Annotated in this window: 26 protein-coding genes, 1 other RNA gene and 1 riboswitch; of the genes, 23 read left to right on the top strand and 4 right to left on the bottom strand. The window is 35.7% G+C overall.

The window, feature by feature from the left end:
* Positions 1–83: 83 nt before the first annotated feature.
* From dinG to AC3WTA_RS15370, 7 genes are all read left to right on the top strand, one after another.
* Entirely contained in the window at positions 84–2,888 is a 2,805-nt protein-coding gene (gene dinG / locus AC3WTA_RS15340; protein WP_000044947.1) for an ATP-dependent DNA helicase DinG, read from the top strand.
* 250 nt (positions 2,889–3,138) lie between these two features.
* Positions 3,139–3,309, top strand: coding sequence for a YpmA family protein (locus AC3WTA_RS15345; RefSeq protein ID WP_000358354.1), 171 nt, complete (start codon positions 3,139–3,141; stop codon positions 3,307–3,309).
* Between the two features lie 7 nt (positions 3,310–3,316).
* Positions 3,317–3,820 carry a cell wall elongation regulator TseB-like domain-containing protein gene (locus AC3WTA_RS15350; protein ID WP_000758745.1) on the top strand — a complete coding sequence of 168 codons (504 nt, stop codon included), beginning with the start codon at positions 3,317–3,319 and terminating at the stop codon, positions 3,818–3,820.
* A gap of 18 nt (positions 3,821–3,838) precedes the next feature.
* Positions 3,839–5,026 (top strand): aspartate transaminase AspB, encoded by a 1,188-nt coding sequence (aspB, locus tag AC3WTA_RS15355; RefSeq protein ID WP_078183453.1) that lies wholly within the window; start codon positions 3,839–3,841, stop codon positions 5,024–5,026.
* A gap of 121 nt (positions 5,027–5,147) precedes the next feature.
* Positions 5,148–5,855 carry a DNA replication protein DnaD gene (dnaD, locus tag AC3WTA_RS15360; RefSeq protein WP_000728534.1) on the top strand — a complete coding sequence of 236 codons (708 nt, stop codon included), beginning with the start codon at positions 5,148–5,150 and terminating at the stop codon, positions 5,853–5,855.
* 15 nt (positions 5,856–5,870) lie between these two features.
* Complete coding sequence (gene nth, locus AC3WTA_RS15365) at positions 5,871–6,518, top strand: endonuclease III (RefSeq protein ID WP_000933019.1); 648 nt, start codon at positions 5,871–5,873, stop codon at positions 6,516–6,518.
* Positions 6,519–6,521: 3 nt separating this feature from the next.
* Entirely contained in the window at positions 6,522–7,040 is a 519-nt protein-coding gene (locus AC3WTA_RS15370; protein WP_000442664.1) for a YpoC family protein, read from the top strand.
* Between the two features lie 23 nt (positions 7,041–7,063).
* On the opposite strand, the gene AC3WTA_RS15375 is transcribed toward AC3WTA_RS15370, so the two are convergent.
* Both AC3WTA_RS15375 and recU read right to left on the bottom strand, forming a co-directional pair.
* Complete coding sequence (locus tag AC3WTA_RS15375; RefSeq protein WP_001283136.1) at positions 7,064–9,739, bottom strand: PBP1A family penicillin-binding protein; 2,676 nt, start codon at positions 9,737–9,739, stop codon at positions 7,064–7,066.
* A 65-nt stretch (positions 9,740–9,804) separates the two neighbouring features.
* Positions 9,805–10,407 carry a Holliday junction resolvase RecU gene (gene recU / locus AC3WTA_RS15380; protein WP_000155586.1) on the bottom strand — a complete coding sequence of 201 codons (603 nt, stop codon included), beginning with the start codon at positions 10,405–10,407 and terminating at the stop codon, positions 9,805–9,807.
* A gap of 103 nt (positions 10,408–10,510) precedes the next feature.
* On the opposite strand from recU, the gene AC3WTA_RS15385 reads away from it, so the two are divergent.
* Positions 10,511–11,536, top strand: coding sequence for a DUF2515 domain-containing protein (locus tag AC3WTA_RS15385; protein ID WP_002096758.1), 1,026 nt, complete (start codon positions 10,511–10,513; stop codon positions 11,534–11,536).
* 309 nt (positions 11,537–11,845) lie between these two features.
* Here AC3WTA_RS15385 and AC3WTA_RS15390 read toward each other — a convergent pair whose 3' ends face one another.
* Entirely contained in the window at positions 11,846–12,022 is a 177-nt protein-coding gene (locus AC3WTA_RS15390; RefSeq protein WP_001982922.1) for a hypothetical protein, read from the bottom strand.
* A gap of 85 nt (positions 12,023–12,107) precedes the next feature.
* Here AC3WTA_RS15390 and AC3WTA_RS15395 point away from each other — a divergent pair, with 85 nt between their 5' ends.
* Both AC3WTA_RS15395 and AC3WTA_RS15400 read left to right on the top strand, forming a co-directional pair.
* Positions 12,108–12,350: a hypothetical protein gene (locus AC3WTA_RS15395; protein WP_001252042.1), complete on the top strand. Its 243-nt coding sequence runs from the start codon at positions 12,108–12,110 to the stop codon at positions 12,348–12,350.
* A gap of 15 nt (positions 12,351–12,365) precedes the next feature.
* A complete protein-coding gene (locus tag AC3WTA_RS15400; RefSeq protein ID WP_000872967.1) occupies positions 12,366–12,710 on the top strand; it encodes a YppE family protein in 345 nt (114 codons plus the stop codon).
* 25 nt (positions 12,711–12,735) lie between these two features.
* Here AC3WTA_RS15400 and AC3WTA_RS15405 read toward each other — a convergent pair whose 3' ends face one another.
* Entirely contained in the window at positions 12,736–12,927 is a 192-nt protein-coding gene (locus tag AC3WTA_RS15405; RefSeq protein WP_000242661.1) for a YppF family protein, read from the bottom strand.
* 177 nt (positions 12,928–13,104) lie between these two features.
* Here AC3WTA_RS15405 and AC3WTA_RS15410 point away from each other — a divergent pair, with 177 nt between their 5' ends.
* The 13 genes from AC3WTA_RS15410 to pbuX all read left to right on the top strand — a co-directional run bounded on the left by AC3WTA_RS15410 (position 13,105) and on the right by pbuX (position 24,704).
* Positions 13,105–13,659: a YppG family protein gene (locus AC3WTA_RS15410; RefSeq protein ID WP_492332924.1), complete on the top strand. Its 555-nt coding sequence runs from the start codon at positions 13,105–13,107 to the stop codon at positions 13,657–13,659.
* Positions 13,660–13,815: 156 nt separating this feature from the next.
* Positions 13,816–14,256, top strand: coding sequence for a CotD family spore coat protein (locus AC3WTA_RS15415; RefSeq protein WP_000546280.1), 441 nt, complete (start codon positions 13,816–13,818; stop codon positions 14,254–14,256).
* Positions 14,257–14,312: 56 nt separating this feature from the next.
* Positions 14,313–14,867 (top strand): SLOG family protein, encoded by a 555-nt coding sequence (locus AC3WTA_RS15420; protein WP_000862919.1) that lies wholly within the window; start codon positions 14,313–14,315, stop codon positions 14,865–14,867.
* A 97-nt stretch (positions 14,868–14,964) separates the two neighbouring features.
* Positions 14,965–15,303, top strand: a complete 339-nt coding sequence (gpsB, locus tag AC3WTA_RS15425) for a cell division regulator GpsB (protein ID WP_000622425.1) — start codon at positions 14,965–14,967, stop codon at positions 15,301–15,303.
* Positions 15,304–15,390: 87 nt separating this feature from the next.
* An RNA gene (gene rnpB / locus AC3WTA_RS15430) (RNase P RNA component class B) lies at positions 15,391–15,781 on the top strand.
* Between the two features lie 180 nt (positions 15,782–15,961).
* Positions 15,962–17,101 (top strand): THUMP domain-containing class I SAM-dependent RNA methyltransferase, encoded by a 1,140-nt coding sequence (locus tag AC3WTA_RS15435; protein WP_000521238.1) that lies wholly within the window; start codon positions 15,962–15,964, stop codon positions 17,099–17,101.
* Positions 17,102–17,162: 61 nt separating this feature from the next.
* Entirely contained in the window at positions 17,163–17,345 is a 183-nt protein-coding gene (locus tag AC3WTA_RS15440) for a DUF3921 domain-containing protein (protein WP_000376887.1), read from the top strand.
* Positions 17,346–17,483: 138 nt separating this feature from the next.
* Entirely contained in the window at positions 17,484–19,421 is a 1,938-nt protein-coding gene (locus tag AC3WTA_RS15445; RefSeq protein WP_000493718.1) for an ATP-dependent DNA helicase, read from the top strand.
* 100 nt (positions 19,422–19,521) lie between these two features.
* Positions 19,522–21,039 (top strand): carboxypeptidase, encoded by a 1,518-nt coding sequence (ypwA, locus tag AC3WTA_RS15450; RefSeq protein WP_000215063.1) that lies wholly within the window; start codon positions 19,522–19,524, stop codon positions 21,037–21,039.
* Between the two features lie 46 nt (positions 21,040–21,085).
* Positions 21,086–21,559, top strand: a complete 474-nt coding sequence (locus tag AC3WTA_RS15455) for a GNAT family N-acetyltransferase (protein ID WP_000640862.1) — start codon at positions 21,086–21,088, stop codon at positions 21,557–21,559.
* A 154-nt stretch (positions 21,560–21,713) separates the two neighbouring features.
* Entirely contained in the window at positions 21,714–22,460 is a 747-nt protein-coding gene (locus AC3WTA_RS15460; protein ID WP_000628435.1) for a type I methionyl aminopeptidase, read from the top strand.
* A 116-nt stretch (positions 22,461–22,576) separates the two neighbouring features.
* Positions 22,577–22,678: riboswitch (purine riboswitch) on the top strand.
* Positions 22,679–22,784: 106 nt separating this feature from the next.
* Positions 22,785–23,378: a xanthine phosphoribosyltransferase gene (locus AC3WTA_RS15465; protein ID WP_098097974.1), complete on the top strand. Its 594-nt coding sequence runs from the start codon at positions 22,785–22,787 to the stop codon at positions 23,376–23,378.
* Between the two features lie 3 nt (positions 23,379–23,381).
* The gene (pbuX, locus tag AC3WTA_RS15470) at positions 23,382–24,704 is read left to right on the top strand and encodes a xanthine permease PbuX (RefSeq protein WP_000809222.1); all 1,323 of its coding nucleotides are present in this window, start codon (positions 23,382–23,384) and stop codon (positions 24,702–24,704) included.
* Positions 24,705–24,881 lie beyond the last annotated feature (177 nt).

A 24,881-nucleotide genomic window follows, 5' to 3' on the forward strand; every position in this document is an offset into this window, starting at 1 on the left:
TTTCATTAAGATGAGATAAAACGTGGTATAGTAACATTATATAATTTTGTGTTTGATAGGTAAGAAATTGAGGTGTTACATATATGAGTAAACGTTATGTCGTTGTGGATTTAGAGACGACAGGGAACTCCTGGAAGGACGGGAAGGATAAAATTACCCAAATCGCAGCTGTTGTAGTGGAAGATGGAGAGATACTAGAGATTTTTTCATCTTTTATTAATCCGAAGAGAGAGATTCCGCCATTTATTACAGAATTAACAGGGATTGATGAGAGTATGGTTAAGCAAGCCCCGTTATTTCAAGATGTAGCCCCGATGGTTGTTGAACTATTGCAAGGTGCAGTTTTCGTTGCACATAACGTTCACTTTGATTGGAATTTTTTAACAGAAGAATTAAGGCGTGCTGGATATACAGAAGTACATTGTCCGAAAGTTGATACAGTTGAGTTGGCGCAAATTCTTTTGCCGACGGCTGATAGTTATAAATTACGTGATTTAGCTAAACAACATGAATTAGAGCACGATCAACCGCATCGTGCGGATAGTGATGCTCTTGCAACAGCGGAATTATTTTTACAATTTTTAAATGAAATTGAAAATTTGCCACTTGTCACCTTGCAATCGCTTTATGAATTGAGCGATGTTTTTCAAAGTGATATAGCGGATTTACTTTCTGAAAATATTTTAAAGAAAATGATGCATGGTAGAAAAGCGGCAGAGGGGTATGAAGTATATCGAAATATTGCGCTTCGAAAACGAAATTATGCTTTAAATCTCAGTGAAACATGTTCATCTAAATTTGATGCTTTCTTGCATAAGGCAATCGATAAACTTGAATTGAATATGCCAAAGTTTGAAAAAAGAGAAAGCCAACAGATTATGATGAAGGAAATATATACAGCACTAAGAGATTCTAGGTTTTCACTAATTGAAGCAGGAACAGGAACAGGGAAGACTCTTGCATATTTACTTCCAAGTATTTATTTTGCAACGAAAAAAGAAGAACCTGTCATCATAAGTACCCAAACAGTACAACTGCAACAACAAATATTAGAAAAAGAAATTCCAATATTACAGAAAATAATGCCATTTTCATTTGAAGTAGCTCTTTTGAAAGGAAGAAAGCATTATCTTTGTCTACATAAATTTGAATATGCTTTGCAAGAGGAAGAGAAAAATTATGATATGGCGCTCACAAAGGCAAAAATTTTAGTGTGGTTATTGCAAACAGAAACTGGCGATCGTGATGAATTAAATATTCCTGAGGGCGGAAAGTTACTTTGGAACCGTATTTGTAGTGATGTACATAGTCCAGGCGGGATGCAAAGCAACTGGTATAGCCGTTGTTTTTATCAACGAGCAAAGAATAAAGCATTATTTGCAGATATCGTTATTACAAATCATGCGTTATTATTTCAAGATTTTTCAAGCGAAGAACCACTATTTGCTTCATGTGAACATATTATTTTTGATGAAGCTCATCATATCGAGGAAGCGGCGAGTAGAACATTAGGTGAACAGTTCTCCTGTATGTATTTTCAATTAGTTTTATCTCGTCTTGGTACGCTAGAAACAGATGATGTACTTTCTAAAGTATATAAAATGATGAAAAAATCAGAGCAAGCCTCTCGTTCGACTTTCCGTATGGTGAGTCATAGTTTGAAGGAATTGAAATTTGATGCGGATGAGCTATTCCAAATGTTACGTGCTTTCATCTTTAAACAAACAAAGCAGGAACAAGGGATAAGCAATATGCCACTCATTTATCGATATAACACGGAAGTAGAGAAAGGTAAGTTATGGGATAGCATTACCGAGTTAACAAATCGTTTTGTATACGATGTAAGAAAATTATTAACTACACTTGAGAAGCAAGTTGATATATTGCAAAGTAAATTAGAATGGGAGATGCATGTTGTTACAGGTGAATTTATGCATTTAATTGAGTTGTTGAGAAAGATGGAACAATCTTTACAATTACTCATTTTAGAAAAAAATTCATACGTGACATGGATGGAGACTGAAACGAAGGGGACAATTCATTCAACCGTTTTATATGCACAGCCTGTTCATATTGGTGAAAGGCTTGCGGATGAATTTTTAACACAGAAAAAGAGTGTTATTTTCACATCAGCAACGTTAACAGTAAATGATTCATTTGACTATATAAAAGAAGAGCTAGGTTTACATGATTTTGCTCCCAATACATTACAGGTTCCGTCACCATTCCGTTTTGAAGAACAGATGAAATTAATGGTTTCAACAGATGTGCCTTTTATTAAGCAAGCAAGTAATGAAGAATATATTGAATCCGTGTCGGCACATATTGCAAAAATAGCGAAAGCTACAAAAGGTAGAATGCTTGTTTTATTCACTTCTTATGAGATGTTGAAAGAAGCGTATACGAATTTGAAAAATGATGAGGAATTAGAGGGGTATTTATTATTAACGCAAAGTGTGAATAATAAGAGCCGAAGTCGTCTCATTCGTAAATTTCAAGAGTTCGACAAATCGATTTTGTTAGGAACAAGTAGTTTTTGGGAAGGGATAGATATACCTGGAGATGCCCTTAGTTGTCTTGTTATTGTACGACTTCCCTTTACACCTCCTCATCAACCGATGATGGAAGCAAAAGGAGAGTGGTTACAAAATCAAGGAGAGGACGTATTCGCTAAGTTAGCACTCCCGCAAGCAATCTTGCGTTTCAAACAAGGATTTGGTCGTCTAATTAGAACAAGTACAGATACCGGAACAGTATTTGTATTAGACCGTCGTTTGACAAGCGCTTCTTATGGAAAACGTTTTTTACAATCAATCCCAACTGTTCCGCTTTATGAAGGCCCTTTAGAAGAATTATTAGAACAATTAAAGGAACGGCCAAATAAATAAAATTGGAAGAAAAATACGCCTGAAGTACATTTAAGCTTCAGGCGTAAAAAATGTGGGTAGGAGGAATTTTATTTTTCTTACTTCTTGTATACAAAATGTATTGGTTTTCGACTTGAAACCTTTTTTTGCAGTACATGTCCTGCTATAATAGATGGGTGATGAAGCAGGGGTTGTAAAGAATGTACTCTTATTGTAACCGTATTGCGTTCTTCTATAATTAGAAATTTTTGTGTAACGGAGGAGTTTTTTCATGGATAAGAAAATCGAAGTCCTATCAACGACGCGTCTTAAATATTCGTCTGACTTGTATAAAATCGTTGATAGTTTGAATCGTACGTTAAAAGAGCAGGACCTCATGTTCGGATTAGCATTAGACGAAAAAGATAAAGAAACAGCTGTATTTACGATTTACAGAACGTAGTGATACAATGAAAAAGTGGATCTTTGCAATCGTTATCGTAATCGTTGCTAGCGGAATATATGGGGCGTATGTTTATAATAAAGCAATGGAAAAGAAAATCCATAAAGAGGAAAAATCTGTAGAAATTGCAAAAGAAAAGGCAAAGCTTACAAAAGTAAAATCTGTAGATTATTATAACGGAAATTCTTCATATACAGTCGTACAAGGTGTAGACGAAAAAGGAGAACAAATTATTGTTTGGGTGCCTAATAAAAAAGGGAATGTCCTTGTGAAGAAAAAGAGTGAAGGTATTCCTGAAAAAGAAGCTTTGCAAAAGTTGGCTGAACAAGCTACAGGAAAAGGCGATGAGCCGAAGCCAAAGCCAAAAGAAATTATAAAAGTAAAATTAGGTGCTCAAAACGATATTCCGTTGTGGGAAATTACATATATTGATCAGGAAGATCGTTATACGTATTATTATTTAGAGTTTCAAAATGGGGCTTATGCTGGTCACTACAGCATTGAAAAATAGATGTAGGGGGAACTACAAATGAAATTAGCAAAGCGAGTAGCTGCTTTAACACCATCTGCAACTTTAGAAATTACAGCAAAGGCACAAGCATTAAAAGCAGAAGGTCATGATGTAATTGGATTAGGGGCAGGAGAACCTGACTTTAATACGCCAGAACATATTATGGATGCTGCACATAAAGCGATGTTAGAAGGACATACGAAGTATACACCAACAGGTGGATTACAAGCGTTAAAACAAGAAATTGTGAAGAAGTTTACACGTGATCAAGGAATTGCGTATGATCCATCTGAAATTATTGTATGTAACGGTGCAAAGCATGCATTATATACATTATTCCAAGTGTTGCTTGATGAAGGAGATGAAGTTATCATCCCAACTCCTTATTGGGTAAGTTATCCTGAGCAAGTAAAGCTTGCTGAAGGTAAGCCAGTTTACGTAGAAGGCCTGGAAGACAATGAGTACAAAATTACAGCGAAGCAGCTGCGTGAGGCAATTACAGAGAAAACGAAAGCAGTTATTATTAATTCACCGAGCAATCCAACAGGAATGATTTATAGCAAAGAGGAATTACAACAGCTTGGAGAAATATGTTTAGAACACGATATTTTAATCGTTTCAGATGAAATTTATGAAAAGTTAATTTATGGTGGAGCAGAATATACTTCGATTGCCCAGCTTTCTAATGCATTAAAAGAACAAACACTTATTATTAATGGTGTATCTAAATCTCATTCTATGACAGGATGGCGTATTGGATATGCAGCAGGAAATAAGCAGCTTATTAAAGCGATGACGAACTTAGCGAGTCATAGTACGTCAAACCCTACGTCAATCGCTCAATACGGTGCAATTGCAGCATACGCAGGCTCACAACAACCTGTAGAAACAATGCGTCAAGCATTTGAAGAAAGATTAAACATTATTTATGATAAATTAATTCAAATCCCTGGCTTTACTTGCATTAAACCACAAGGTGCATTTTACTTATTCCCTAATGTAAAAGAAGCTGTAGCTTTATCAGGATACGAAACTGTGGATGATTGGGCAAAAGCTCTATTAGAAGAGGAAAAAGTGGCTCTTGTACCAGGTACAGGATTTGGTGCTCCAAATAACGTTCGTTTATCATATGCGACATCTCTTGAACAAGTAGAGAAAGCATTAGAACGCATTCATACGTTTATGAAAAGTAAAGTGCAAGCTTAATTGTATATTTTATTAACGCAATACAAAAAACCTTCCTACATAATAGGAAGGTTTTTTTGACGAATTGTGGCAAAAAGAAATAGCGAAAGGTGTGTTATACTAGAGAGCGAGGTGTTTGGTGATGAAAAAGAAAATGATGTTACAGTGGTTTGAGCAGGGAAGCATTGCAATTCCAAAATTACTTATGATGCATTATAAAAAATTAGGGTTAAATGAAATGGAATTTATGGTTGTACTTCATGTACACACATTTTTAGAATCGGGCAATTCGTTTCCGACTCCGTCAGAGATTTCAGAACGGATGACGATTACTGAAATGAAATGTATGGAAGTAATTCAGACATTGATTCAAAAAGGTTTTTTATCACTAGAAGGTGGACAAAAATCAGAAGCGATGATGTGTGAAAGTTATTCTTTACAACCGCTATGGGAAAAAATATTGCATTTCTTAATGAACGAATCAATAGAGGAAGAACAAAAAGAAATAAAACAACTGCAAGTAAATTTATATACAGTATTTGAAAAAGAATTTGGAAGACCACTTTCTCCGTTTGAATGTGAAACGTTGGGTATGTGGGAAGATCAAGATCAACATCATCCGAATTTAATTCAAGCGGCCCTCAGGGAAGCTGTAATGAGTGGTAAGCTTAATTTCCGATATATTGATCGTATTTTATTTGAGTGGAAAAAGAATGGTATTAAAACAGTAGATCAAGCCCAAAACCAAGGACGGAAATTTAGAGCAAATCAACAAAGAACGCAGCAAACGACAAAACAAGAGACGAAATTTACTGGGAAAGTGCCTTTTTATAATTGGTTGGAGCAGTAATGCAGGAGGAAGTATATGTTAAATAAAACGCAAATTCGCTATTGTTTAGACACAATGGCGGATATGTATCCAGAAGCACATTGTGAATTAATTCATGATAATCCGTTTGAATTAGTAATCGCGGTGGCGTTATCTGCACAATGTACAGATGCACTTGTAAATAAAGTGACGAAAAATTTATTTCAAAAATATAAAACACCAGAAGATTATTTAAGCGTGTCTTTAGAAGAATTACAACAAGATATACGTTCCATTGGATTGTTTAGAAATAAGGCGAAAAACATTCAAAAATTGTGCCAGATGTTGCTGGATGATTATAACGGAAAAGTTCCAGAAGATCGTGACGAGCTGACGAAATTACCAGGAGTAGGGAGAAAAACAGCAAATGTAGTTGTTTCGGTAGCATATGGAATTCCGGCAATTGCTGTTGATACGCATGTAGAGAGAGTGAGTAAACGGTTAGCGATTTGTAGATGGAAAGATTCGGTGTTAGAAGTAGAAAAGACATTAATGAAGAAAATTCCGATGGATGAATGGAGTGTTACACATCACCGTATGATTTTCTTTGGACGTTATCACTGTAAAGCACAACGACCACAATGTGAAGAGTGTCGCTTACTAGAAGTATGTCGTGAAGGAAAGAAGCGAATGAAGGGGAAATAAAGGATGGAGCGAGTTATAGAAATACCGAAAGAATTTCGGTGCTTACCATTTTTTAAAGAAAGTATAAATTCGATTGCGTATTATACAGAACAGTCTTTTGAAGAAATCATACAAAATACTTACTTTATATATGATATGGAAAGACAATATGAGCCGTGGAATGAAATTGAAAATAGTATTCCAGCACTATTGAATGTATGGAAAAGTGAGCATGAAGACATTGCTACACTATTTCGAAACAGAAATAAGCAAGAAGCTGAAGGCCCAATGATTCTTTTGGCAGCGCATTTGTTATCAATTGTATATTGGCTAAATGAGCAACCTGTTCATAGTTTGAACGAAATGGAAGATTACACGAGTAAATTGGAAGTACAACCAGTTAATTTTATGGAGCGATATACGTTCATTATAAAGAAACCGAATAATTATCATTCATATATTCAGTTAGCACAGTTGTATATTGAAATAGAAAAGCTATATGTAAAGAAAATGATAACAAAAAAGAAGTCCTTTCCTCGTTAAGAGAAAGGACTTCTTTTTTTGTATTAAGACTCTGTTGTAACAACATTTCCGTCTGCGTGAGGTGTATCTTCACCTGTATTTTGTTGTTGCTGCTCTTGTTGTTTCTTAGCCTCTTCTTCAGCTTTTTTTCTAGCAGCCTCTTCTTCAGCTTTTTTCTTAGCTTCTTCTTCGGCTTTTTTCTTAGCTTCTTCTTCAGCTTTCTTTTGAGCCTCTTCTTGTTGTTTACGTTGTTGTTCTTGTTGTTGCTCTTGTTGTTTACGCTGTTCTTCAGCAGCCTTTTTCTGAGCTTCTTCTTGTTTTAGTTTATCTTCATTAGCTTTTTTCTGAGCTTCCTCATCAGCTTTTTTCTTAGCTTCTTCTTCAGCCTTCTTCTTAGCTTCTTCCTCGGCTTTCTTCGCGTCTGGAGTTCCGCCAGGCGCAGTGAAGGATGCACCAACGGCAGGGCTTGTTCCAGTACCTTTTTTCGCTACTACAGAGAAGCTGTAAGTAACGCCTGGTTTAATACCACCAAGAGTAGCTGTTGTACCTTTTATTGATAAACTACCACTTGAACCGTCAGTCGCTTTATAGCTTGCTGCATACGCATCAACTTCTGCTGGTCCAGACCAGTTTAGTGTAACTGTGCTAGCGCCATCAAAAGTGACATTAAGACCACTAGGTGCATCTACTTTAATTTGTTTAATTGCATCTTTCTTAGCACCTTTTACGTACAATTCACCATTTAATTCTTGTACAGAAGAAGGGCGTTCGAAACGAGTTTTATCTGTAGCGAATTTACTCATCATTACTTGGAACATTTGTTGTGCAATTCTAGTAGAACGATCGCCAATGTAATTTTCTGGACCATCTTTTTCGTAACCAGTCCAAACAGTCATGGTATATTGCGGTGTATATCCAGCGAACCAGCTATCTCTGTTTGCATCAGCTGGAATACCATATTTTTTAATAACGTCTTCATCAAAGTTTTGTGTTCCTGTTTTACCGGCAACATCAATACCTGAAACGTATGCTGTTGGACCTGTACCACCAGAACCAGGTTTTACGACGTCACGAAGAACGTCAGTCACCATGTAAGCTGTGTAGTCTTGCATTGCACGTTGTTCTTTCGGTTTAAAACTTTTCTTTTTCCCATCTGGGAAGATAACTTCTTTTACGAAGTGCGGTTTATTGTAGTTCCCACCATTACCAAAGGCTGCATATGCCCCCGCTAATTGTAATGGAGAACTATCGTTACTACCAATTGCTGTTGATTCATATGCTTTGCCGTCTTTAAATGTCATACCCAATCCTTCAGCAAACGCTTGAGACTTAGGAATACCAACCGCTTGGGCTGTTTTTAAAGCTGGGATGTTTAATGACTTTTTCAAAGCTTCACGTAGTGAAACGTCACCTTTGTAACTATTTGTTGCATTTCGTATTTTTTTACCATTAGAATACGTATACTCTGAGTCATTTAATTGATGGTATGTAGACCATTGTAAATTCTCAATTGCTGGGCCGTAGTCGAAAATTGGTTTCATTGTTGAACCAACTTGGCGTTTTAAATCAGTGGCCATATTATGACCTTTGAAAGTAGACTTACTTCCTTTACGCCCAGCTCCAATTGCTCGAACTTCTCCAGATTGTGTATCCATAAATACGAATGATCCTTGGAATTGATCGTTCGGATACTTAATAAGATTGCCATCCATAATTTTATCAGCATAATCTTGAGCATCTTGATCAAGTGTTGTATGAATCGTTAAACCATCTGAACCGATATTTACATCCGGATATTCTTTTTCAACTTCTTTTACAACAGCATCTAAAAATGCTTGATACTTCATCTCTGTTACTTCTGAAGATGGTTGAAGACCTTCAGTTACAGGGATTTTAATTGCGTTATTCATTTCATCTTTTGTTATATAACCATGTCGATTCATTAATGATAATACGACGTTACGACGTTGTGTAGCTCGTTCAACGTTATCTGGTTTTGTTGGATCATAAATATTAGGACCTTGGGGTAAACCTGCAAGCATTGCAGCTTCATGTAACTGTAAGTCTTTTAAATCTTTGTCATAATATTTTTTTGCTGCTGTTGCAATACCGTACGAACGGTTACCTAAGTTAATCTTATTTAAGTACATTTCTAAAATTTCATGTTTAGAGTATTGTTGCTCTAATTTGTAAGATAGGTACCATTCTTGCACTTTTCTCTTTGCAGTTTTGTCCATCGTTAGAAAATAGTTTTTGACTACTTGTTGTGTAATCGTACTACCACCTTGAGATCCGAATCCTCCAGTGACATTTTCCATAACTGCTTTTGTAGTTCGTTTAAAATCAATTCCATTATGATCATAGAAACGCGAATCCTCAGTTGCAAGGAATGCATTTTCAACTACTTTTGGAATTTGATCATACGTAACGTGGGTTCGTTTTTCAGCACCGTATTCATAGAAAAAATTCCCATTCTTATCAAGAAACTTTGTTGATAAAGGATTGACAAGTTTTGATTTGTCTAATTTTGGAGCGTCCTTCACCATAACAAAGAAAGCGGAAACGCCAGCTACAAGACCAACGATACCAAGAAGTAGACAACCTATAAGGAATTTTTTAAAAAAGGAGCCTTTTTTCTTTGGTTTTTTCTCTGTATTTGTTTCTTGCTTTTGATTTTTTACATGATTTCGTTCTGTACGAGAACGATAATTATCTGACATTATACTTTCTCCTACCTTTCATTCTCTCCCCAAAAGTCGAAAAAAGAGCCTTAGTGATGACTCTATCACGAAAAATAAACCGTGTCTAGTACACGGATATAATCAATCCGAGGGTGATAACCGCACGATAATAAAGATCCATGCTCTTCTATTTCTTCTTTCGTAATTGATTTTCTTCCACCAGTATTTTGACGATTCCAAAATGCAATAATATGTTTTGCATCTAATAAATAAAGTTCATCAAAAAGTGTAAATTTAATAATAACAAATGCAATTCCATTATGAGCAATTACTTGCTTCATATGTTCAATTTGATGAAGGTGGAAGTTTTGAAGTGGAAAGCTGGTTTTATTTTTTGTTTCTTTCGCTTCAAAATCGATGTATTTCCCTTTATATACACCGTTGTAATCTGTTGTAGAAGGTTGTTTAAAATACGCTTCTTTTACCACTGCAGCACTTCGAGCGGGGTAATCTACTTTTACAATTTGAAGAGGTGTAGGTTTTTTATGTACGCATGCAATATTATGGGTTAAGTAATATTCATTTGTTTCATTCAATTCCTCTTCAAGGGACATACCTCTATTACTATAAGTATGTTTTTTAATTGGTGTTTTATGAGGGTGTGAAGCTTGATTGTACCGTTTTCCATTTGGGTAACGAATGGTCATAGTGTGTCCACTCCCAACTTGCTAAGAATTACTTACAAAGGTGATTATAACAAAAAATGAAAAAAGATGTGACCTTTTTAAAGAAAGGTATGATGACTTATTCATGTTTACATGGAATGATTATGAAAAAATTAAACAATATCGTAAAAATATGGTTTGTACAGACGAAGAAAAAACAATCGTTTATAACATTAAGAGGGAAATAGAAATGGCTAATATGGACAACATTTCTCGAACACAGTCTTATCAAGAATATTATGTAAGGAACAGTGAAATTAGGTGGGCCTTTTTAGCAAGTATGGTCTCGAGAAATGCGGGATGGAATATGACTGATTTAAAAGGGAGGTATTATGCTACTGTTTTACCTCAAACAGTAAAAAAACATTTGTTTCTGACTTATGAAGAAGCGAATTGGATTATTTTTTTAGATGCATTTCCCCAGCTATTGTTATATGAAGAAAGTAAGAGGAGACAGGTACCACTATTCTACTTGTTACAATATTTTAACGTATCAATTTTCATGGAAAAAGAATGGATTTATTTTTGGGAAAAAAAAGATATAAATAGGCTCATGACAGCGCTTATTATAAATGAGCAAAATAAAATTCAAAAACCAGTTATTGAGAATACATATTTTAAAAAACATGTATTCCATACTGCACTTTTTAAATTGCAAGAAATGCTGCATATTAGTGCTGTTATTTTTCCGACTGTCGACGGGAGGATGTACGGTTTTTCAGTTTATCAATTTGAAACGTTACAAAAGCGTATAGAACTAGGGCAGAAATTAGCGGAGTTACTTTTTCATCCGAATTATAAAAGTTTATTCCATAGGTTTGCATTGCAAACTATACACACAGGATCAAGAGCAGATTATGAATATTATGTAAGAGAAGCTAGAAAATCTTGTACGCCAGCCCTTAGAGAGGTTTATCCTGTCGTTGCACATAAGGAAATAAGTATGAGAGATTGGTTTTGTAGAGATACGGAAATAAATGAGTTGTTTTTACTGAAAGAGTATAAGGGTGAAGTTGATATAACAGAATGGTATAAAAGAAAGAGGGAGCAAATCTATGTTGCTTCTATCGTAAATCGTTTTGTTAAAAGGATGGATGAGTTCGTGATATAATAAAAAAGAAGTCCCATCTTCATAAATGAAGACGGGACTTCTTAATGTGAAGTAATCCTGCCGTGTATGCTAAAAATTTAATCTCAAAACGTAATGAATATAAGAGATTAAGGATGCTTCAGAAATTAGCTTTTTGTAAAAGCGCTAAAGTCTCACTTTATCCCCCTACTTGCCGGGCAGTAAGACCCACGTCTCAAAATTCAGTGAAAGCAAAGAATTTAGGTGTGGATCAACTGCCCGTAAAAGCCCGATTGAGAAGGCTAACAATCAGTGGGGATGAACAAAACCCCTGCTGATTAAAGTTTCACTTTATGTAGCAGGGAAGTTTGGACCATCTAACTTAGGGTTGCCAGTCTCGGGTTTATTTTGTTTGTTTTGTTTTTTCTTTTTTTCGTTTTTGTTCTTTGCCATTTTCATACACCTCCTTTTTGTATTGTTACCATTTCTATAAATGACATACAAAATGATTTCTTTGACGAATAACAACTAGTTTTGTCATGTGAGCAGGAGTGAGGAGTCATTCGGCGAAATTACATGACAAAGGAAAAGCAAAGAAGGGGGCGTTTTGTATATGGCGATGGTTCAGAAGGAAGATGTAATGAAAACAATGGATCAAATGTTAAGTTCTCTCGATTTGCTGGAAATGAATATAGGGATTAGAATGAATCATGCATTGAAGGATACGAGTGAAAAAATATGCAATAAAATAGAAATAACAGAAATGCATATTGAGCATATGGAAAATAAATTAGTGCATCACGAAGAAAAAGGGAATTGGGTGAAGGCATTTCAAAACGTCGTAGTGAGTGCATAATAAGGTGGGAATAAAATGAAGTATGAAGCATTAATACAATCTTCAGAAAAACTCATGCAGTATAATAATGAAGCGAATGTGAAAAAAAGAGAAATGATTGAGTACGATTTTTATAAGGATATGAAACCATTTGTAGATATGGTAGACGAGGAATTAAAAGTGTGGAAAGAATTAGCTTATAAATGGATTAAGGAAGAAAAACCAAAGTATATACATGTACAGCAAATTGATCAAGTGTACGATAATTTACAGACAAATGTGTTGCAATGTTTTGTAAATAAAGGTAAAGGTAAGCGATTCTTTGAAACACATCAAGCCATTTCGTATACTTTGCAAAATATAATTGAGCAATGTAAGTAACAAGAGGGGAAACCCTCTTGTTTTTTTATGCTTCTGTCATTGTTGTAGGTTTTGTTGCACCGTTTATTTCTAATTCTTTTATTAATGTTCGGTAATCTGAAATGCATATTTTTCCTTCGAGATACCAATGTCTCGCAAAGTCTAACAATTCATTTACATTCTCTGTGTAATACCCCTTTTTTTGAGAAAACGCTTGTTTTAAATCCCCTAATACCATGTTGATTCCTCCCCCATGAGAATCTTCTTCTTCATTATCATAGCATGGAAGGGTTTTCTTTTTTAATTTTTTAAAAATTTAAACTTCCGACAAAAATAGACAGATACTCCGTTACACATATTATTTTACTGGTACATATTATATATGTAGAAACTTATGTGAAGGAGGAGAGAATGCATGTTTCAACAACCAAACGTATATCAGCAATCTAATCCATATACACAGCAAAATATGTACCAATATAATACGGATACATATTTACGGTATAATATGTATCCTTTCGAGCCTCATTATGGAAATCAAAATTATTACCAGCCATTTGAAGTGTCGTTTATGAATCAACAACAGCAACAGCAGCCCTATATGGATCAGCAACAGCAGCCCTATATGGATCAGCAACAGCAACCTTATATGAATCAACAACAACAGCAGCAGCCCTATATGGATCAACAACAGCAATCTTATATGAATTCACAACACTATATGCCACCACCATCTCCCTATGGAAATCAACAAGCGATGTTTTATCCACCAAAACAACCGTACCCGACGCAGAATAAACAAAAACAACAACAGCAACCGAGTCAATTTTCTAGTTTTGTTTCCCAATTTAAAAACTCAGATGGTAACTATGATGTAAATAAAATGATGAATACAGCTGGACAAATGATGAATGCGATGAACCAAGTGACAGGTATTGTAAAGCAAGTTGGAGGTTTTTTTGGTAAGTAATCTTGGGGGGCTGTCTATAAAAAGCATTACGTATAAAGCAGAAGGCTAGACAAATTTCCTTGTAATAAATGGGTATATATAACAAACGGCTTTCCCTCTTTTCTCATAATGTAAAGTGTAGTCAGATTTTTTTAACGAGAGAGGAGAGAAAAAACTATGCATCATTGTCATCCTTGTTTTGGAGGGCATAAGCCTGTAGGACCTATCTGTACAACTGCTCCTGTCATTCATCCGACGAAACAGTGTGTAACACATTCTTTTTCAACAACGGTGGTGCCACACATTTTCCCAACACATACAACACATGTTCATCATCAACAAATTAAAAACCAAAACTTCTTCCCACAAACAAACTCGAATGTAAATGTTGTAGACCCAATCGATCCAGGATTCGGCGGTGGATGTGGACCATGTGGTCATGGACATCATGGACATCACGGACATCACGTATCACCATTTGGTCCAGGACCAAATGTATCTCCGTTTGGACCAAACGTATCACCATTCGGACCAAATGTATCGCCATTTTTACCAAACAATGTATCACCAGTAGGTCCGAATATTGGACCAAACGTTGGTGGAATATTTAAAAAGTAAATGATATGTTAGAACTAGCGAAATGCTAGTTCTTTTTTTGTAATTGGAGTGTTGATATGAAAGTTATTGCTGTAACGGGATATAAGCCATTTGAACTTGGTATATTTAAAAATGATCATCCAGGGGTGGAATGTATAAAAAAAGCATTGCACCGAAAATTAACTACTTTTGTAGAAGAAGGTTTGGAATGGGTGATAATAAGTGGGCAGTTAGGAGTCGAATTATGGGCTGCTGAAGTTGTTTTTGAAATTCAAGTAGAATATCCAGATCTAAAATTAGCGGTATTTACTCCGTTTTTAGAACAAGAAGAAAGCTGGAAGGAAGATAACCGTGAATATTACGAATGTATTCTCTCTCAAGCAGACCATATTGATAGTATTACGAAACGGAAGTACGAGAGCCCGGAACAATTTAAATTAAAAAATCAATTTTTTATTGAAAAAAGTGATGCACTTTTAGCTGTATATGATGAAGAAAAACCAGGGAGTCCCAAATATATTGTAGAAGCAGCAAAGAAAAAAGGAGAAATAGAAAATTATCACAGTTATTTCATTCTTTTTTCTGATTTACAAGATATAATAGAAGAGGAACAGTGGAATAATGCTGAGTAATATGTAATATAGTACTCGTATATATGATTGACAAAAGGCATTGTTTCTGAAAAAATTTAGGTAATGAAAGTTTTGGCAAAAATTTGAGGTGAAGAAAATGATTTCGGATAAAATTAAATTAACGGCGAAAGATATTTTAGAAAAAGAATTTAAAACAGGCATGAGAGGCTATCAACAAGAAGAAGTAGACAAGTTTCTTGATATGATCATTAAAGACTATGAAGCTTTCCACAAGGAGTTTGATCAATTAAAGCAACAAAATGCTCGTTTAAAGCGTGAATTAGAGGAACAAAAATTAGTAGCAACGCAAGTGCCACAACAACCAGTTGTACAAACACCAGTTGCACAACCTGTATATAACAACACGAATACGGACATTTTAAAACGTCTATCTAATTTAGAAAAAGCTGTATTTGGAAGTAAGTTATACGAATAATTTCTAGTGGTAAAAAGGTTAAAGCATTTTACATAGAAAAAAACATTGCAAAATCTTTTTGTTTCCACTATACTAATGGATGTCATAACGTTTGGGTAATCGCTGCAACGCCAACGTTGTAGAGGAAAGTCCATGCTCGCACGGCCTGAGATGGCTGTAGTGTTCGTGCCTAGCCAATTCATAAGCTAGGGTATTCTGGCTGTAAGGCTGGTTTAACGGCAGGGAAAAAACCTAAGTCCTTTCGGATATGGTTTGACTACCTTTAAAGTGCCACAGTGACGAAGTCCTTGAAGAAATGATAGGAGTGGAACGAGGTAAACCCCACGAGCGAGAAACCCAAATAATGGTAGGGGAATCTTTTCCAAGGAAATGAACGATGGGAAAGGACAGGTTGTATAACCTGTAGATAGATGATTGCCACCGGAGTACGAGGCGTGGGCCGTTTGCAGTACAAAGGAACAGAACATGGCTTACAGAACGTTATGAACCAACTATGAAATAACTCAGCTCTCCTTTGTTAGAGGAGGGCTTTTTATTTGTATGAAGTTATAAATTATGAGTTAAAATGGTTAATGAGAAAATTCTTCGTAAAATGTAATGATTAATAGGACAAATTGCTATTAATTATTGTTTAACTATACATAAGAGGTGAATGCAAATGGGAAAAGTTACTTTAATTGCAACAGCGGCAATGGGTATTGAATCGTTAGTTGCCCGAGAAGTTCGTGATCTTGGTTATGAATGCCAAGTGGAAAACAGCAAAGTAACATTTGAAGCAGATGAAAAGGCGATTTGTCGCACGAACTTATGGTTACGTACTGCGGACCGTGTGAAAATTAAAGTTGGCGAATTCAAAGCGACAACATTTGATGAGCTGTTTGAAAAAACGAAAGCATTAAACTGGGGAGATTATATTCCAGAGAATGGAGAGTTCCCTGTAATTGGTAAATCGTTAAAATCTGAGTTGTTCAGTGTTTCAGATTGCCAACGTATCGTTAAAAAAGCTGTCGTTGAAAAATTAAAAACAACATATAAACGTACAACTTGGTTTGAAGAAGATGGTCCGTTATTCCGTATTGAGATCGCAATGCTTAAGGATATTGCAACATTAACAATTGATGCAAGTGGTGTTGGACTTCATAAACGTGGATACCGTATGGATCAAGGGGAAGCCCCATTAAAAGAAACATTGGCTGCGTCTTTAATTAAGTTAACAAACTGGAAGCCGGATCGTCCTTTCGTGGATCCTTTCTGTGGATCAGGTACAATTCCGATTGAAGCGGCATTAATTGGACAAAATATTGCACCAGGATTTAACCGTGGTTTCGCATCAGATGAGTGGGGCTGGGTTGGTAAACAAAACTGGCGTGAAGCTCGTCAAGAAGCTGAAGATTTAGCGAATTATAATCAACCACTACAAATCATTGGATCAGATATCGATCATCGTATGATCCGAGTTGCTCAAGACAACGCTGAAGAAGTAGGTTTAGGTGATTTAATCACATTTAAACAAATGCAAGTAAAAGATTTCACGACAAAAGAGGATTATGGCTATGTTGTAACGAATCCTCCATACGGAGAACGTTTAAGTGAAAAAGCACTCGTTGAACAATTGTACAAAGAAATGGGACAAGTATTCCGCCCATTAGACACATGGTCAGCGTATGTATTAACAAGCTACGAAGCATTTGAAAAGTGTTATGGAAAAGATGCATCGAAGAAACGTAAACTATTTAATGGATTTATCCGTACAGATTACTACCAATACTTCGGAAAACGTCCACCGCGTAATTCATAGTATAAAACTCCTCCAGCGCGCATATACTGGCTATTATGTAATGCGTAAAGGAGGACGTGATATGGATAGTTTCCAATTATCGATGATTCAAAAAGCTATTCATCGTACGTATGATGAGATCGGGAAAGAAGTGGATAGCCAAGGTGCGATTGTAGATGAAATACAAAAAGCACAAGAAGAATATTTGTCAGCTCTTTCACACGAAACAGCGATTGATAAACGGTATTTAAAGTCATTAATATAGAAAAAAATTTTCCTTTTTCGAAAGGAAAATTTTTTTTCGTGTATTTCTATGTATGGCAACAGGGGAAAGTGGCTGCACACATATGAGTAGCAGTTGCTATATCTTTTTATAGAAAAACTTTTTGGTTGGAGGCTAAGGATGTTTACTGAGAAGAGATTACCATTTGAAGTAGGGAAACAAGATAATTTTTATGATAAGTTGAATGAATGGATTGGAGATGTGTTTTATGATATCCTTCCGGAAAAAGGCTTTGAAGAGCGTGATGAACAAATTTTTATGGCGTTTCAATTAGAGCGTGCTTTCCAAGAAAAGAAAGTAATGTTCGCAGAAGCGGGTGTAGGAACAGGGAAAACAATTGTATATCTTCTATATGCAATTTGCTATGCGCGTTATACTGGAAAACCAGCTATTATCGCTTGTGCTGATGAAACGTTAATTGAGCAGCTTGTGAAAGAAGAAGGGGACATTGCTAAGTTATCTGAAGCATTAGGACTATCTGTTGATGTTAGACTTGCGAAATCAATGGATAATTATTTATGTTTACGTAAACTTGAAGATGTTATGAGTGGACGAGCTCCAGAAGTAATTGAAGATGTATACTACGAATTACCACAGTTTGTATTCGATCATGGTACGATGCAAAACTTTACCCACTACGGTGACAGAAAAGAATTTCCACTTTTAAATGATGAGGAATGGTCAAAAGTAAATTGGGATTACTTCCAAGATTGCTTCACTTGTGATTCTCGTCATCGTTGTGGTCAAACTCTTTCTCGTGAACATTATCGTAAAGCGGCAGATTTAATTATTTGTTCTCAAGATTTCTACATGGATCATATTTGGACGTACGATGCTCGTAAGCGTGAAGGGCAAATTCCGTTATTACCTGAAAGTAGCTGCGTTGTATTCGATGAAGGACATCTTGTAGAATATGCAGCTCAAAAAGCTTTAACATATCGTTTAAAGCAAACGATGATGGAGCAACTTTTAACAAGATTGTTGCAAAACGATATTCGTGAAGAGTTTGCGCATTTAGTAGAAGAAACAATTTGGCAAACAGAGCGATTCTTTGATGTGTTACAAGAAAATAAAAAGGAAATCGCCGGTTCTGATCGTTTAGAAATTACTGTGACAGAAAAAGTAACAGCTGAAGCGAATAGACTTTATGCGAAAATTGGTGAAGTCGGTGATGCATTAGTATTTGAAAGTGAAATGCATACAGTAAACACGTATGATTTAAATATCGTTGATGAACATTTAGATGTATTAGAACATTCACTTCGTCTGTTCATGCACGAGAAAAATGTAATTACATGGGGTGAAGAAGGTGATGGAGCCTTCACGTTAGTGATTATGCCACGTGCAGTTGAAGAAGTATTACAAGAGAAAGTATTCTCGAAGAAAATCCCGTATATTTTCTCTTCTGCTACATTATCTAACAACGATTCATTCGCATTTACAGCAAATAGCCTAGGGGTAAAAGATTACTTATCATTCTCAGTTGCCTCACCGTTTGATTATGAGGAGCAAATGGCAGTAAACTTACTATCGCATACGAAAGAAAATGAATGGGAAAGAAAGTGTCAATATACACTTGAAAATATACAGAAAACAAATGGACGTACACTTGTATTATTCCGTACAACACAAGAACTTGCAGCGTTTAAAGAATATGTAAGTAAAGAACAAATGTCCGTTCCATTCCTATATGAAGGGGATCAAGAAATTAGTCAGCTCGTTTCTCGTTTCCAAAATGAAGAAGAGACTGTACTTTGTGCTGTTCATTTATGGGAAGGTTTAGATATTCCTGGTTCATCATTATCGCATGTTATTATTTGGTCATTACCATTCCCTCCAAACGATCCTGTGTTTGAAGCGAAGCGTAAACATGTAAATGATCCATTCTGGGATGTAGATGTACCGTATATGATTTTACGTCTTCGTCAAGGGATTGGACGTTTAATTCGTACGAGCGACGATAAAGGTGCTATATCAATCTTCTTATCTGATACAGAAGATGAGAAAGTGATAGAAGCGGTGAAAAACGTACTACCAGTAGAAGGTAAAGAATTATAAGGAGAAAGCTTGGCGCTTGCCAAGCTTTTTTTCTATTATAAAAGGGATTTAGAGTTCCATGTCGAATTAAGTTTGAGGTAGAAAAGGGAGGTTTTATACGATGACAGTAGCTACATATGAAGTAGAAAAACAATTTTTAACATATGTGAAGAAGATACAGAATTACGAGGAAGCATTAAGCTTAATGTTTTGGGACTTAAGAACAGGTGCGCCTAAAAAAGGTGTAGACCAGCGTTCAGAAGTAATTGGTATGCTTTCATCAGAAGTGTTTGTCATGTCGACTTCAGATGAGATGGGAAATTATTTAACAGAGCTTGAAGCTTTAATAAGTGAAGATAAACTTTCTGAAACGACGAAGAAAATGGTTGAAGAGTGTCGTAAAGAATATGATAGAAATAAGAAAATTCCACAAGCGGAATACGAGGCGTATGTGAAATTAGAAGCGAAAGCGGAAAGTGTGTGGGAAGAAGCTCGAGAAAAATCTGATTTCGAAATGTTCCGTCCATATTTAGAACAAATAGTTAAATTTAAAAAGAAATTCATTACATATTGGGGTTACGAAACATATAAATATAATACATTATTAGATATGTATGAGCCAGGTATTACAGTAGAAGTGTTAGATCACGTATTTGGTCAACTTCGTGAGCGTATCGTTCCGCTCGTAAAAGAAATATCGGAGTCACAAAAGAGATTAAAGACAAGTGCTTTATCGGAACATTTTTCAAAAGAAAAACAAAAGAACTTTACATTAGAGTTATTAAAGCAATTGAATTATGACTTTGAAGCAGGTCGTCTTGATGAAACGGTACATCCATTTGAGATTACATTAAATAGAGGGGACGTTCGTATTACAACACGCTATGATGAAAAAGATTTCCGTATGGCAGTGTTTGGAACAATTCATGAATGTGGCCATGCTGTATATGAACAAAATATTGCAGAGAAATTCGAAGGTACACCGCTATGTAGTGGAACTTCTATGGGTATTCATGAGTCACAATCATTATTCTTTGAGAACTTTATCGGTCGTAATAAATCATTCTGGAAGAAAAATTATGATTTATTAAAAGAGTATAGCGATGGTCAATTCAATGATATATCAGTAGATGAATTTTATGATGCGATTAACGAATCGAAGCCATCGTTCATTCGTATAGAAGCAGATGAGCTTACATATCCGCTTCACGTCATGGTTCGTTATGAACTTGAGAAAGAATTATTTGATGGTACATTACAAGTGAAGGATTTGCCAGCGGCTTGGAATGATAAGATGGAAGCATATTTAGGAATTCGTCCGGAAAGCGATGCGCAAGGTGTATTGCAAGATGTTCACTGGGCTGGTGGTTCATTTGGATACTTCCCATCTTATGCGCTTGGTTATATGTATGCAGCGCAATTTAAGCAAAGAATGTTAAAAGACATTCCGAACTTTGATGCATTATTAGAAGAAGGAAATGTAACACCAATTCGTGAATGGTTAACAGAAAATATTCACCAATACGGTAAAACGAAAAAGCCACTTGAAATTTTAGAAGATGTGACAGGTGAAGGATTAAATGCAAACTACTTAGCAGATTATTTAGAAGCGAAGTATAAAGAAATCTATGAGTTATAAAAAAGAGCTGCTTAATTGCAGCTCTTTTTTTAAAGGGGATAGAAGAATGATTTATACATATACAGTAATGACGCAAGAAGAAGCGGAAGAAATTGCATATAACTGGCATTATGAAGGGGAATATTCTTTTTATGATATAGAGGTAGATGAAGAAGATTTAGCTGAGTTTTTACATGATGAGAGTAGAGGAGATCATACATTTTCTGTGAAGGAAAACGGCACTCTCATTGGTTTTTTTACTGTTTGTAAAATAAATGATGGAACGGTTGATATAGGTCTTGGAATGAGACCTGATATAATTGGAAATGGATGTGGTTTACAGTTCGTAAACGCTGGACTAGCTTTTAGTAAAGAAAAATACGGATGCAATTATATAACGTTATCAGTAGCGACATTTAATGAGAGAGCAATTAAAGTTTATAAAAGAGCAGGATTCGAAGCGGTTGGAACGTTTATCCAGAAGACGAACGGTAGTTGTTTTGAATTTTTGAAAATGAATTATATATGTAAAAATGATTAAGAAACAGAGGGGATCTTCTGTTTTTTTATTTTGATTTAGAAGTATAGGATACATATTTTTGTACTTGTTGTAATTGGGAGTTTTGAAATTTTGACAGAGGATGTGTATGATTGAACTTTAGTAGCAAATAGCAGGTTTAGCAAGGAGAGGTAGAATGATTACAATTAAAACGAAAAATGAAATAGATTTGATGCATGAATCTGGGAAATTACTTGCTTCATGTCATAGGGAAATTGCCAAAATGATGAAACCAGGTATTACGACAAAAGAAATTGATACGTTTGTTGAAGCATATTTAGAAAAGCATGGTGCAACATCTGAACAGAAAGGTTACAACGGGTATCCATATGCGATATGCGCATCTGTAAATGATGAAATGTGTCATGGGTTTCCGGCGGATGTTCCTTTAACTGAGGGTGATATTGTAACAATTGATATGGTAGTAAACTTAAATGGTGGTCTTTCAGATTCTGCTTGGACGTATAGAGTTGGAAATGTTTCTGAAGAAGCAGAAATGTTATTGGTAGTAGCTGAGAATGCATTGTATAAAGGAATTGATCAGGCGATAATCGGTAATCATGTAGGAGATATTGGCTATGCGATTGAAAGTTATGTAGCAAATGAAGGTTTTTCTGTCGCAAGAGACTTTACGGGACATGGAATAGGTAAAGAGATTCATGAAGAACCAGCAATTTTTCATTTTGGGAAACAAGGACAAGGGCCTGAACTACAAGAAGGAATGGTAATTACAATTGAGCCTATTGTCAATGTAGGTATGCGATATTCGAAAGTAGATTTAAATGGATGGGCTGCAAGAACGATGGACGGGAAATTATCAGCGCAATATGAGCATACAATTGCTATTACAAAAGATGGGCCAATCATTTTAACGACACTTTGAAATAATATGTAAGAGTTTACAAAACTCGAACGAAAATGATGTTTTTATAAAATTTGTACGTGTTTTATTAAGAAATGCTTTTCAAAGTATAAAAAGTGCGTTATAATCCATCTATAAAATAAATAGTTAGCTACACTCATATAATCGCGGGGATATGGCCTGCAAGTTTCTACCGAAGTACCGTAAATACTTTGACTATGAGTGAGGACGAATATATTTGCTTGTTTAGCATTCTTTTTTGCGAAACTCCAAAAGCGCGTCTCTCACTTGTAACGAGTGGTGGCGGCTTTTGGAGTTTTTTATTGCATAAGAGGGGGAACAAACATGAAAGTATTACAAGAAAAGATTTTGAACGAAGGAAAGGTTTTATCTGGTGACGTATTAAAGGTAGATGCATTTTTAAATCATCAAATTGACCCAGTACTTATGCAAGAGATCGGAAAAGAATTTGCTAAACGTTTTAAAGAAGAGAACATTACAAAAATCGTGACGATTGAATCTTCAGGCATTGCACCAGCAGTTATGGCTGCATTAGAGCTTGGTGTAAAAGTAATCTTTGCAAGAAAACGTAAATCGTTAACGTTACAAGATAATATGTACGTTGCAAACGTATATTCATTTACGAAACAAGAAACGAATGAAATTTCATTATCTCGAAATCATATCGATGAAAATGATCGTGTTTTAATTATCGATGACTTTTTAGCAAATGGTCAGGCTGCTTTAGGTTTAATGAGTTTAGTAGAGCAAGCAGGAGCAAGTATTGGAGGAATTGGTATTGTTATCGAAAAAGCATTTCAAGATGGAGGAAAGAAGCTTCGTGAACAAGGAGTTCGTGTTGAGTCACTAGCAGAAATTGCATCACTTGATAACGGCACAGTTACATTTGTACAGCAAGAAACTGCGGAGGTGAAATAAACGATGAAGCAACATCCATTTAAAATCGCATCGCTTGGTATGCAGCATATGCTGGCGATGTATGCTGGCGCAATTATCGTTCCGCTTATTGTGGGCGGCGGACTTGGTTTAAATCAAAAAGAGTTAACATATTTAGTCTCGATTGATTTATTAATGTGCGGCGTTGCGACGATTTTACAAGCATTATCAAATCGCTTTTTCGGTATTGGACTTCCCGTTGTACTTGGTTGCACATTTACAGCGGTTGGGCCGATGATTGCAATCGGGAAACAATACGGCGTGTCTTCTATTTATGGAGCGATTATTGCTGCCGGGTTATTCGTTGTTATTTTTGCGAAATTATTTGGAAAGCTCGTAAAACTGTTTCCACCTGTTGTAACAGGATCTGTCGTTACCGTAATTGGAGTTACACTTGTTCCAGCAGCAATTAATGATATGGCTGGAGGAGTAGGAAGTAAAGATTTCGGTAGTCTTGAAAATTTAGCGTTAGCATTTGGTGTATTATTATTTATCATCATTATGTATCGTTTCTTTGACGGATTTATTCGTTCAATCTCTATTTTATTAGGTCTATTGTTCGGTACAATCGTTGCAGCATTTATGGGGAAAGTAAGTTTGCAAGCGGTTGGAGAAGCGGATTGGTTCCACGGTATTCAGCCATTTTACTTCGGTACACCAACATTTGAATTAACGCCAATTATTACGATGATTTTAGTTGCTTGCGTAGGGATTGTAGAAGCAACAGGTGTATATTTCGCATTATCTGATATTTGCAATAAAAAGATCGGTGAAAAAGAATTAACAAAAGGCTATCGCGCAGAAGGATTAGCGATGGTGTTAGGTGGTATTTTCAACGCGTTCCCATATACAACATACTCTCAAAACGTAGGACTTGTTCAATTAACTGGAGTAAGAAATCGCGTTATTATTTATACTTGTGGTGGTATGTTAATTGTTCTTGGATTCATTCCTAAAATCGCAGCTATTACAACTATTATCCCGAAATCAGTACTTGGCGGTGCAATGTTAGCGATGTTCGGTATGGTAATGGCATATGGTATTAAAATGTTAAGTAGCGTTGATTTTGGTAAACAAGAAAACTTATTAATCGTTGCATGTTCTGTAGGAATTGGGCTTGGGGTTACAGTTGTTCCTACATTATTCTCACAACTTCCTGAAAACATTCGTATTTTAACAGATAACGGAATTGTACTTGGAAGTGCGTCAGCAGTACTTTTAAATATCGTATTTAATATGGTGCCACAGCGTAAAGTGAAAGTAAAAGAAGAGCCAGTGTCTATGCAAAGTGCAGTAAGGGAAGCATAAAAAGTAAGTAGACACAATACGAATTGTATGTAATTAAGCCTATCTCATTTGAGATAGGTTTTTAATTTGTAGTGATGTTTAAAACACCAGTCAAATTGAACCCATCGTTTTTATTACTGAGCTAGTTTAATAAGTTTATAATGTCTCAATTTCCAGATCTACTTTTAATTCTAAAGC

The sequence above is a fragment of the Bacillus sp. EB106-07-01-XG149 genome (genome assembly GCF_058791555.1).

What these genes read in the sequence shown, in the direction of transcription:
- AC3WTA_RS15440 (WP_000376887.1), top strand. Translation starts at nt 17,163, where the DNA reads ATGGATAGTTTCCAATTATCGATGATTCAAAAAGCTATTCATCGTACG.
- recU (WP_000155586.1), bottom strand. Translation starts at nt 10,407, where the DNA reads ATGACCATTCGTTACCCAAATGGAAAACGGTACAATCAAGCTTCACAC.
- AC3WTA_RS15465 (WP_098097974.1), top strand. Translation starts at nt 22,785, where the DNA reads ATGAAAGTATTACAAGAAAAGATTTTGAACGAAGGAAAGGTTTTATCT.
- AC3WTA_RS15410 (WP_492332924.1), top strand. Translation starts at nt 13,105, where the DNA reads ATGTTTCAACAACCAAACGTATATCAGCAATCTAATCCATATACACAG.
- AC3WTA_RS15435 (WP_000521238.1), top strand. Translation starts at nt 15,962, where the DNA reads ATGGGAAAAGTTACTTTAATTGCAACAGCGGCAATGGGTATTGAATCG.
- AC3WTA_RS15385 (WP_002096758.1), top strand. Translation starts at nt 10,511, where the DNA reads ATGTTTACATGGAATGATTATGAAAAAATTAAACAATATCGTAAAAAT.
- AC3WTA_RS15455 (WP_000640862.1), top strand. Translation starts at nt 21,086, where the DNA reads ATGATTTATACATATACAGTAATGACGCAAGAAGAAGCGGAAGAAATT.
- AC3WTA_RS15405 (WP_000242661.1), bottom strand. Translation starts at nt 12,927, where the DNA reads ATGGTATTAGGGGATTTAAAACAAGCGTTTTCTCAAAAAAAGGGGTAT.
- AC3WTA_RS15345 (WP_000358354.1), top strand. Translation starts at nt 3,139, where the DNA reads ATGGATAAGAAAATCGAAGTCCTATCAACGACGCGTCTTAAATATTCG.
- dnaD (WP_000728534.1), top strand. Translation starts at nt 5,148, where the DNA reads ATGAAAAAGAAAATGATGTTACAGTGGTTTGAGCAGGGAAGCATTGCA.
- AC3WTA_RS15415 (WP_000546280.1), top strand. Translation starts at nt 13,816, where the DNA reads ATGCATCATTGTCATCCTTGTTTTGGAGGGCATAAGCCTGTAGGACCT.
- AC3WTA_RS15350 (WP_000758745.1), top strand. Translation starts at nt 3,317, where the DNA reads ATGAAAAAGTGGATCTTTGCAATCGTTATCGTAATCGTTGCTAGCGGA.
- AC3WTA_RS15370 (WP_000442664.1), top strand. Translation starts at nt 6,522, where the DNA reads ATGGAGCGAGTTATAGAAATACCGAAAGAATTTCGGTGCTTACCATTT.
- AC3WTA_RS15460 (WP_000628435.1), top strand. Translation starts at nt 21,714, where the DNA reads ATGATTACAATTAAAACGAAAAATGAAATAGATTTGATGCATGAATCT.
- AC3WTA_RS15375 (WP_001283136.1), bottom strand. Translation starts at nt 9,739, where the DNA reads ATGTCAGATAATTATCGTTCTCGTACAGAACGAAATCATGTAAAAAAT.
- AC3WTA_RS15395 (WP_001252042.1), top strand. Translation starts at nt 12,108, where the DNA reads ATGGCGATGGTTCAGAAGGAAGATGTAATGAAAACAATGGATCAAATG.
- gpsB (WP_000622425.1), top strand. Translation starts at nt 14,965, where the DNA reads ATGATTTCGGATAAAATTAAATTAACGGCGAAAGATATTTTAGAAAAA.
- AC3WTA_RS15420 (WP_000862919.1), top strand. Translation starts at nt 14,313, where the DNA reads ATGAAAGTTATTGCTGTAACGGGATATAAGCCATTTGAACTTGGTATA.
- dinG (WP_000044947.1), top strand. Translation starts at nt 84, where the DNA reads ATGAGTAAACGTTATGTCGTTGTGGATTTAGAGACGACAGGGAACTCC.
- ypwA (WP_000215063.1), top strand. Translation starts at nt 19,522, where the DNA reads ATGACAGTAGCTACATATGAAGTAGAAAAACAATTTTTAACATATGTG.
- nth (WP_000933019.1), top strand. Translation starts at nt 5,871, where the DNA reads ATGTTAAATAAAACGCAAATTCGCTATTGTTTAGACACAATGGCGGAT.
- AC3WTA_RS15400 (WP_000872967.1), top strand. Translation starts at nt 12,366, where the DNA reads ATGAAGTATGAAGCATTAATACAATCTTCAGAAAAACTCATGCAGTAT.
- aspB (WP_078183453.1), top strand. Translation starts at nt 3,839, where the DNA reads ATGAAATTAGCAAAGCGAGTAGCTGCTTTAACACCATCTGCAACTTTA.
- AC3WTA_RS15445 (WP_000493718.1), top strand. Translation starts at nt 17,484, where the DNA reads ATGTTTACTGAGAAGAGATTACCATTTGAAGTAGGGAAACAAGATAAT.
- pbuX (WP_000809222.1), top strand. Translation starts at nt 23,382, where the DNA reads ATGAAGCAACATCCATTTAAAATCGCATCGCTTGGTATGCAGCATATG.